Source organism: Flavobacterium cyanobacteriorum (assembly GCF_002251835.1).
GTDB lineage: Bacteria > Bacteroidota > Bacteroidia > Flavobacteriales > Flavobacteriaceae > Flavobacterium > Flavobacterium cyanobacteriorum.
The window spans coordinates 1-6,517 of record NZ_NOXV01000278.1; the positions used below are offsets into that span (position 1 = coordinate 1).

7 protein-coding genes and 1 pseudogene are annotated in these 6,517 nt (G+C 34.6%); 5 read left to right on the top strand and 3 right to left on the bottom strand.

Annotation, left to right across the window (positions count from 1 at the left end; all coding sequences use genetic code 11):
* Positions 1-168 precede the first annotated feature (168 nt).
* Positions 169-399: pseudogene (locus CHU92_RS10425) on the bottom strand (IS5/IS1182 family transposase); the annotation flags it as partial.
* 92 nt (positions 400-491) lie between these two features.
* Here CHU92_RS10425 and CHU92_RS10430 point away from each other — a divergent pair.
* The 3 genes from CHU92_RS10430 to CHU92_RS10440 are packed head-to-tail and all read left to right on the top strand — an operon-like array spanning position 492 to position 3,464.
* On the top strand, positions 492-2,477 hold the full coding sequence (locus CHU92_RS10430; protein ID WP_094415315.1) for a hypothetical protein: 1,986 nt from the start codon (positions 492-494) through the stop codon (positions 2,475-2,477).
* Entirely contained in the window at positions 2,467-3,000 is a 534-nt protein-coding gene (locus tag CHU92_RS10435) for a hypothetical protein (RefSeq protein WP_129583057.1), read from the top strand. Before CHU92_RS10430 ends, CHU92_RS10435 begins: the two co-directional genes overlap by 11 nt.
* Positions 2,997-3,464 carry a hypothetical protein gene (locus tag CHU92_RS10440; protein WP_094415319.1) on the top strand — a complete coding sequence of 156 codons (468 nt, stop codon included), beginning with the start codon at positions 2,997-2,999 and terminating at the stop codon, positions 3,462-3,464. The genes CHU92_RS10435 and CHU92_RS10440 overlap by 4 nt, the downstream gene beginning before the upstream one ends.
* A gap of 145 nt (positions 3,465-3,609) precedes the next feature.
* Here CHU92_RS10440 and CHU92_RS10445 read toward each other — a convergent pair whose 3' ends face one another.
* Positions 3,610-3,867: a hypothetical protein gene (locus CHU92_RS10445; protein WP_094415321.1), complete on the bottom strand. Its 258-nt coding sequence runs from the start codon at positions 3,865-3,867 to the stop codon at positions 3,610-3,612.
* Positions 3,868-4,214: 347 nt separating this feature from the next.
* Between CHU92_RS10445 and CHU92_RS10450 the strand changes: the two genes are divergently transcribed.
* Both CHU92_RS10450 and CHU92_RS10455 read left to right on the top strand, forming a co-directional pair.
* A complete protein-coding gene (locus CHU92_RS10450; RefSeq protein WP_094415323.1) occupies positions 4,215-5,234 on the top strand; it encodes a DNA cytosine methyltransferase in 1,020 nt (339 codons plus the stop codon).
* 1 nt (position 5,235) lies between these two features.
* The gene (locus CHU92_RS10455) at positions 5,236-6,216 is read left to right on the top strand and encodes a BsuBI/PstI family type II restriction endonuclease (protein WP_094415325.1); all 981 of its coding nucleotides are present in this window, start codon (positions 5,236-5,238) and stop codon (positions 6,214-6,216) included.
* On the opposite strand, the gene CHU92_RS16040 is transcribed toward CHU92_RS10455, so the two are convergent.
* Positions 6,213-6,517 (bottom strand): hypothetical protein (locus CHU92_RS16040; RefSeq protein WP_207759837.1); only part of this gene is annotated, 305 nt, incomplete at its 5' end. The two genes, CHU92_RS10455 and CHU92_RS16040, sit on opposite strands and share 4 nt — an antisense overlap.

Genomic DNA, 6,517 nt, shown 5'->3' on the forward strand with positions numbered 1-6,517 from the left:
CCGTCTCCTGTATCCAGCCTCGGGTTAATCGGGGTGGTCTACAGGGTATAATTGCTTTACTAGTGGCGATGGTGCATTGGGTATGTATGCGGCTATAAAAAAAACACCCGAAGGTGATTAAATTAAAATATTTCTTGAAATAATTGCGAGTTTAAGTTATGAAGTGGTTTAAACTTTTATTTTATTAAATTTCTTTAGTGCGATGATTGTAAAAGCCAGGTAATTAAAGCCTAACCAGCTTGCGGTTGTTGTGTCAAATCGATTTAACAACGACCTAAAGCTATCCATCCAGGCGTTTGCCCTTTCGATTTTATACCGTTCCTTATAAAGTAATGGGTCAAAATATTCATCCCTGTTAGCTTTTGCGTTTCGTTTATTAAAACAAACATTGGCATTAATNAAACATTTTATGAAAAACGAAACGTAAAACAATAATAACAAGAAGTTTACGATGATTAAAAAGTAATTTTAACCTTTAATTTTTATAAACAATGAAGAAAATTTTTTATTTCCTTTCTGCTTTCGTTCTCTTTACAAGCTGTAATGACGATGAAATTTTAAAAGACACTGAAAATTCTAAGTCTAACAGCACATTAGCAATGCGGACTAATGAAAATGACAAACCCGACGAACATATGCCAATTGTTTTGGGTGAAAAATTAGATAATCCTTACACTGTTGCGAACATGCAAAGTGCATTTGATTACTATAATTCAGTTGTTCCAAACTCTCCTTTTGAGGGTAAAACTGTGGAAGCAACACATTATTACATTAAAATTACACCAAACACAACTGAACAGCTCATAATGTTAGATGAATTGGATAATAGTGATGATGAAAATGCACCAGTTTTACAAGACTATCCTCTTGATTATGAAATTAAAGAAGAGGGAGATTATTATGTAATGCCGAAAGATGAAAATGATATTTATCATTCAGCTTACACATTAATTCCAGTTGGTTATCAATTTCCTTCATCAGTACCGTATGTAATACTTGACAAAATATACGAACCTACAGAAGAAGAATACGATGTTGAAACTGTTGCTTTGTTTTTTGCCAATTGGCAAGAAGACCTTTTAGCAGATGAAATTGAAATTACTGCTGAAACATTACCCGAATATTTGAGAAATTCTTTAGCACAACAATCTTCAAGTAGATTATTTGGAAGAAGATATAGACCAAATGGTTATGTTAAAGTTCAAAACACAGACAATCAAAACCTTGATCCTCTTTTAAAAGCTAAAATTAGTATTGGTAGAAATATTTTTTGGAGATATACTTATACTGATAACAATGGATATTTTGAAGCACCAAAAAAATATCGTGGTAAAGTTAGAATTAGAGCAAAATGGAGAGGTTACACAGCTACAATTAGAAAAACTTGGAATGAAATTATTGGTTTATGGGTTTCAGACCACTTAATGACAATTACAAGAGGTAATAATGGTAGAACAAAAAACATTATGCACGGTGAACCACATACAGGTGTATTTGGTATTGATTTAGCAGGCGGTCATTTATGGTTTAAAGGCACAACTCACAATGGTTTAAGAAAATATATTGATTTTTCAAATAGCAACGGAGTATCTCATACAGTTAGTACTGCAAATGTTTGGTGTTTTGCGAAAGGACAAAATGCTTCTACTCCTATGTTACACAAATATCCGCAATTAGCAGGTATGTCAACTATCGCAAACATTGGTCAAGCTAATTTTTGGCACGTAATGACAAATGTTGTGAGTGGTGTAGTTGTTTCGCTTGTTCCACAGCATTTAAGACCTGATTTTATTTTTGCTGGACTTAACAATAAAAAAATCAAAGATGGCAGTCCAAGTAATACAGTAAGAATACATCAAACAATCTTTCACGAATCTGGTCACTTTTCGCATGCTATGAAAGCTGGTGCTGGTTTCTGGGCACAAGTTTACGCAAGTGAAATGAGTAACTCATTTTTACATGGCGACCCTTATGTTGATGGCAGTAAACCTTCATTTCAAGCTGGAAGAATTATTGGTTTAGCTGAAGGTTGGGGTAACTTTTGTGAGTTTAAAATTACTTCGGCTGTGTATGGTAAAGCATATATGACACCAAGTAGTTTTGGTACAAATATGTATCCAACAAGTAATATAAATACTTATATGGAGCGTTTTAATATTTGTGATATACCAATGACTGCTACTAAATTTGATGATTTACATTGGTTTGCACACGGTATAATGTGGGATTTATTGGATAATCAAGTCGACAATACTTCAATTTCAAGACGAAGAAGTGGCAATGGTACAACAATTATTAATGGTATTGTTGATAATTGCTTTATTGGAAACTCAACTAATACAAATGATTTATCATCTGTTTTCAATAGATTAAATTCAAATATTGAAACACCAACTCAATTTAGAGACGCATTAATAAATGCTTATCCAGCTCAAGCTACTCCAATAAGAAACTTATTCAATAGCTATGGGTACTAAATTATTAAAATTTACAGGATTATTTCTCCTCATGGCAACCCTTACGGGTTGTCCTGGAGGAGATGATGACTGTTTCGATTATGGCTCTTCAACAAGAGTTGATGACTTAGTAAAAATTACACCTTTACAATCTACTTATAATATAGGTGATATTATTACTTATAAAATTATTATTCCGTCTACAAATACGTTTTTTGGGGAACAAATAAATTTATTTGAAAAAACTAATGATTTTAATGCAAGAATTTATATAAACCCTATAATCTTCACTGATAATGAAGTTTCCTATATAAAAGGTTCTATAGAAGCATATGGTGGTGGTTGGTCTACTGTTTCATACAACTCTGAAAATGGTACTTATGAATTAGAAATTAATATAAAACTTCTTAAAAGTGGATTGTATTCATTTTATTCAGGAGAATATTTAGAGTTTCAAGGTTCTACAAAATGCAATAGATATAGGCTTGACACCAATATTGAGGGTTGGAATAGTGAAGGTAAAATAGAGTTTAACGTTCAATGAAAAAATTTATGAAGTATATTATTTTGTTTCTTTTTATTCCATTTATCTTTTTTGCTCAAGAAAAACATTTACAAATAACTAACATTAATAATGGTGAAACTTTTGTAATTAAAGAAAATAAGAGAGTGAAAATCAAAACAATGAATGGCGAAAAACTATTTGGAAAATTAAAATTTGTTGATGATAACACTATATTAATCGATGAAAAATCATTAAAATTAGATGAAATTAAATTTATCAGAAAACGAAGTTTATCTACAACTATTATCGCAACAAGTTTTATTATTGTTGGTGCTTTTACTTTAGGTTTAGCACCTATACTTGTTATTGGTGACACACAAGCTGCATTAACTGCATTTTTATCTAGTGTAGGAATTTCAAGTTTTGCAATTTTATTACCCAGTTTATCCAAAAAATATTCAAATTCAACCTATAACTTTCAAATAATTGAACTTACAAATTAAAACGTTTGCTAACCACAGTTTGTAGCAATAGCGGCTTTTGGGCATAACTGAAAGTCGCTTTTGTAATTGTATCGTTCGTGAATAACCAAAAGTTTTGGTAATTTTAACCGCTACTGCTACAAGCTGTATAACGTTATGTGCCATTTTAAGGCACGAAGTAACTTGGCTTCGGAAATCTATCAGAGAAACTTATGCTTTCTTCTTCTGTAAATTCCACATCAAAAGCATCATGCCAATACTTTATTAAATCTTCATCCGTTGGTAAATACGCAATTATTACAGAGTATTCACCTTTATCATCTTCACCATAACCAGAACACCACCAAGGATATTCAGGATTGAAGATTAATGGTCTGTTGTCGCTAACAGCATAAGTTTTTAAACGGTATCTTTTCCAGTTCATATTTAATAAGATTTGTGAAGAAAAACGGCACATAACAAGGGTTTTGCGTAATAACCCTATCAAGTGTCGTGGTTAATTTTAAGTTTTTACTAAGGGCTACTACGCAAAGCCCCGATACGTTACCAGTAATGCTATGACGACAGTGCAGACCATCAATGATAGTGCTAAAAATGGACGACAAAATGCCAACGCTTCAGCAAAATAAAAAGAGCTGTAAAGCCAACCACAAACCGACACAGTTTGCAGCACATTTTATTTTGCCCAACCGCACCAAGACTTTCAGCTTTTGTTGAAAATTCAGAGCTATAACAGACCTGTTTTTATTATCTTTGACACATACAAAATCAATGACAAATTACATAGACTACATAAACGAAACATTAAAGCCGAGGATAACCGAAAAAGAGGTTGTTCTTGACTTGTTTGCCGGTTGTGGTGGTTTGTCTTTAGGCTTTGAAGCTGCGGGTTACAAGACCATTGGCTATGAAATGGACAAAGCCGCTTCTGACACATATAACAAAAATCTTGTTGGCGATTGCTTACCTATAAAACTTGACCTCGACTTTGAATACCCACAAGCGGACATCGTCATTGGTGGGCCACCTTGTCAACCTTTTAGCGTAGGCGGACACCAAAAAGGAATGGAAGATGCAAGAGACGGGTTTCCCGTTTTTATTGATGCGGTAAAGAAGTTGCAACCGAAGGTTTTTATGTTCGAGAATGTTCGTGGACTTTTATACACGAATAAATGGTATTTCGATTTAGTATTGATTGAGCTTCGAAAACTAGGTTATATCATTGACTTTAAGTTGCTCAACGCAGTAAATTTTGGTGTTCCCCAAAACAGAGAAAGACTTTTTGTTTTTGGTCATCGAGCAAAATTTAACTTCCCGAAACCAAATCATCATAAAGTAACAGTAGGTGAAGCAATAGGAGATTTGATGTTCACTACTCCTCCTGAAAGCAAATTTTTTACTGCATCGATGGACACATATGTTGCCAAATATGAAAAAGCATCTTCGTGCATTAACCCAAGAGACTTGTATGCTGACAAACCCGCAAGAACCCTGACTTGTAGAAATCTTGCTGGAGCAACGGGTGATATGCAACGAGTAAGGCTAAAAGACGGGAGAAGAAGAAGACTTTTGCATAGTGAAGCGGCTAGACTACAGAGTTTTCCTGATTGGTATGAGTTTATCGGAAACGAAACCCAAAGATTTAATCAAATCGGAAATGCAGTTCCTCCCCTGTTGGCATATCAAATGGCATTAGCATTGAAAGAGTGCTTTCAAATGGAAGAACTGTATTCAGCAGAAGAAATTATAGAAAATAACTTACAGCCAAATCAAGTGCTGACACTTTTTTAAGATGAAGAATTATATACCCAAAAGCACTAAATCAAAAGCTGTTCAAAAAATTATAAATGAGGCACTCGACATCTTAGAGAGTGTCGGGATTCCAATGACCAAAACCGAAAGAGGTTTGGAAAGAATGGCTGTTTGCTTTCTTGCTGTTGCAGGCGTAACTAAGGACTGGAGTAAAGCTAAAGAAAACGCAAATCTTAAATCTCGTGACATAATAAACCTCGTAAACAAAAATTTTGAAGAAAAAATATCATCAGGTTCTTATGACGACATACGAAGAAAAGATTTAAAACTTCTTGTTCTCGCGGACATCATTGTGAATAGCGGAGTAAACAAAGGCTCTGCTACAAATGACCCAACAAGAGGTTACGCTTTGCATCCAGATTTCAAACAACTTATTGTTTCATACAAAACACCCAGCTGGACAAAGAATTTAAAAGCATTCAATAAAAACAAACCTTCACTTGCCGAAATTCTTTCACGAAAAAGAGACCTTGAAAAAATCCCTGTAAAACTTCCCAACGGGAAACCAATAGAACTTTCTCTTGGCGAACACAATGTTTTGCAGAAAGCTCTCATAGAAGAATTTCTTCCACGTTTCGGTAGCGACTGTGCTGTTCTTTATATTGGCGACACATCAAACAAAACATTACACATAGAATTAGAAGAACTTAAAAAGCTGAATTTTTTTGAACTTTCTCACGATGAACTTCCCGATATAATTGCTTACAGTAAAAAGAACAATTGGCTTTATTTAATCGAAGCAGTTCATAGTTCGGGACCTATGAGTGAAACAAGAGTTTTAGAGTTAAAGAAAATGCTGAAAGACTGCAAAGCTGAACTAATCTTTGTAACTGGTTTTCTTACTCGACCTGACTTTAGAAAATGGATGTTAGATGTTGCTTGGGAAACAGAAGTTTGGATTGCGGACAATCCCGACCATTTGGTTCACTTCAACGGACATAAGTTTTTAGGAGCATATTAACCAACGCTTTTGGTGGCACATTTGCTTTTTTGCATCCGCACAAAACCAAACAAAAAAATCAAAAGAGCCACCAAGCCAACGCACCAAGACAGCGGTAAATGAACAGATACAGCGACAACAGACGAAGAAGCACTACTGGTAACAGCGTGTTGCCTCAATTGGCGGTGACGTGCAAAATTGTAGCTGAGTGCTCCTATCAAACTTTTGTGCTGGGTGACAGTGAAGTGCTCCGAAATCGCCAACTGCGGCAACACGCAAAACGTTATGCGGCAGCTTAAAAACGACCCCACGACATCAGTAC

Bases quoted from the DNA above. Each gene is read 5' to 3' on its own strand.
- CHU92_RS10430 (WP_094415315.1), top strand. From the start codon at position 492: ATGAAGAAAATTTTTTATTTCCTTTCTGCTTTCGTTCTCTTTACAAGC.
- CHU92_RS10445 (WP_094415321.1), bottom strand. From the start codon at position 3,867: ATGAACTGGAAAAGATACCGTTTAAAAACTTATGCTGTTAGCGACAAC.
- CHU92_RS10435 (WP_129583057.1), top strand. From the start codon at position 2,467: ATGGGTACTAAATTATTAAAATTTACAGGATTATTTCTCCTCATGGCA.
- CHU92_RS10455 (WP_094415325.1), top strand. From the start codon at position 5,236: ATGAAGAATTATATACCCAAAAGCACTAAATCAAAAGCTGTTCAAAAA.
- CHU92_RS10450 (WP_094415323.1), top strand. From the start codon at position 4,215: ATGACAAATTACATAGACTACATAAACGAAACATTAAAGCCGAGGATA.
- CHU92_RS10440 (WP_094415319.1), top strand. From the start codon at position 2,997: ATGAAAAAATTTATGAAGTATATTATTTTGTTTCTTTTTATTCCATTT.